The organism is Kocuria tytonicola, from assembly GCF_003687455.1.
Classification (GTDB): domain Bacteria; phylum Actinomycetota; class Actinomycetes; order Actinomycetales; family Micrococcaceae; genus Kocuria; species Kocuria tytonicola.
The window spans coordinates 1-2,083 of record NZ_PHOA01000177.1 but is presented as its reverse complement, the minus strand read 5'-3'; the positions used below and the strand labels follow the sequence as shown (position 1 = coordinate 2,083).

General features: G+C 73.0%; 3 protein-coding genes and 1 riboswitch. All 3 genes read left to right on the top strand.

Annotation, left to right across the window (positions count from 1 at the left end; all coding sequences use genetic code 11):
* On the top strand, positions 1-338 hold a 338-nt coding region (locus CWC38_RS11635; RefSeq protein WP_500683899.1), incomplete at its 5' end, for a beta/alpha barrel domain-containing protein.
* Between the two features lie 113 nt (positions 339-451).
* Positions 452-626, top strand: a riboswitch (FMN riboswitch).
* Positions 627-782: 156 nt separating this feature from the next.
* Positions 783-1,490, top strand: a complete 708-nt coding sequence (pnuC, locus tag CWC38_RS11630; protein WP_121846866.1) for a nicotinamide riboside transporter PnuC — start codon at positions 783-785, stop codon at positions 1,488-1,490.
* Positions 1,487-2,083 (top strand): bifunctional diaminohydroxyphosphoribosylaminopyrimidine deaminase/5-amino-6-(5-phosphoribosylamino)uracil reductase RibD (gene ribD, locus CWC38_RS11625; RefSeq protein ID WP_276309590.1); only part of this gene is annotated, 597 nt, incomplete at its 3' end. The genes pnuC and ribD, both read left to right, overlap by 4 nt.

Sequence of the window (2,083 nt, the reverse complement as noted above, 5' to 3'; positions counted from 1 at the left end):
CCGGGCTCGCCGTGCGTCCCGCCACTCCCATCGAGCCGTACCTGGACCTGCTGCCCGAGCTGGACATGCTGCTCGTGATGACCGTGGAGCCCGGGTTCGGCGGCCAGAAGTTCCTGGACGTGACCCTTCCCAAGCTGCGGCGTGCGGCGGCCGCGGTGAAGGCCCACGGCGGCACGGTGGCCCTGCAGGTGGACGGCGGGATCACCGAGGAGACGATCGTGCGCGCCGCCGAGGCCGGTGCGGACACCTTCGTGGCGGGTTCGGCGGTGTACGGCAAGGAGGACCCCGCCGCCGCCGTGGCGGCGCTGCGGGACACGGCCCGCGCGCACCAGGGCTGAGGCGAACCACCGCCCCCGCCAGTACCGCCCCCGCCAGCACCGGGCACAGTTCAGCACCGGGCTCCCACCCCGGCTCATGGGCGGTGCCGGAGCCGTGGCATACTGGGCTCCGCAACGTGTTCCGGGGTCGGTGCAATTCCGAACCGGCGGTGACAGTCCGCGAACCGGGAACCGCGCGGCCCCCGGGCCCTGCCGCACGGTGGGTGGAGTCCAGGGGGTGGCGGGGAGCTCGGCCGATCCGGTGGAAGTCCGGGACCGACAGTACAGTCTGGATGGTAGGCACACGTGCGCACCGCCCTCCCGCGGCGCACCCCTCAGAAGGGCCACCCTTCAGCACCGGTGCCACGCGGGGTCACATGGCGGTGCCGTCCGCCGCGCGGTCTGAACCGTGGGCGTGCTCCTGCTCCCCGGAACCACCGATCGTGGCGGGTGAGAGGAGATTCCGTGGACGTCCTGCGGTGGTTGTTCGACGCACAGATCCGTGTGGGTGACGGGTTCATCCTGTGGCGCGAGGTGCTCGGCAACGTCTTCGGCCTGCTGTCCGCCCTGGGCGGGATGCGCCGCAAGGTGTGGGCGTGGCCCGTGGGCATCGTGGGCAACGCGATCCTCCTCACCGTCTTCCTGGGCGCGGTCTTCGAGACCCCCAACCCCGTGAACCTGCTCGGCCAGGCCGGGCGGCAGATCATGTTCATCGCGGTCTCCGTGTACGGCTGGGTGCAGTGGCGCCGTTCTCGCGGTGCGCAGCAGGAAGCCGTGACGCCGCACTGGGCCGGTGGCAGGCAGCGCATCCTCCTGGTCGTCGCGATGCTCGCGGGCACCGCCGTGCTCACCCCCGTCTTCCGCGCCCTGGGTTCCTACGAACCGGTGTGGGCGGACGCCTGGATCTTCATGGGCTCGCTGCTGGCCACCCTGGGCATGGCCAGGGGCTGGGTCGAGTTCTGGCTGTTCTGGGTGGCGGTGGACCTCGTGGGTGTGCCGCTGCTGTTCTCCGCCGGGTACTACGCCTCCGGTCTCATGTACGTCTTCTACGGCGCCTTCACCCTCGCCGGCTTCTTCGTCTGGTGGCGCGTGAACACGCGTCAGCGCCGCGCCGCGACGATCGGCACGGGCTTCCCGGACCTGCACCTGTCCGTGGGTGACGAGCGCCCATGACGCCCCCGTCCCACGACGCCGCGGTGGAACCCGAGCCCACGTTCACCTCCGCCGAGCACACCGCCATGCGCTCCGCCCTGCGGGCCGCAGCACGGGGAGTGCGCGGGGCCAATCCCGTGGTGGGTGCGGCGGTCCTGAGCGCCTCCGGCGAGGTCCTGCACGTGGGCCACCACCGCGGTGCCGGAACGCCCCACGCCGAGGTCGACGCCCTGCGGGCCGCCCGTGAGGCGGGGACGGACCTGCGGGACACCACCCTGGTCGTGACGCTGGAGCCGTGCCACCACACGGGCCGCACGGGGCCGTGCTCCGGGGCGATCCTGGAGGCCGGGGTGCCTCGGGTCGTCTACGCGGTGGGGGACGGCACGGACACCGCCCGCGGGGGAGCAGCCGCTCTCATGGAGCGCGGTGTGGACGTCCGGGCGGGTCTGCTGGCCGAGGACGCCCGGGATCTCAACGCGCGCTGGTTCCGCGCCCAGGAGCAGCAGCGCCCCTTCGTGACGCTCAAGATCGCCCAGAGCCTGGACGGCCGGGTGGCCGCGGCGGACGGCACGAGCCGGTGGATCACGGGGGAGGCCGCCCGGGGGGAGGGCCAC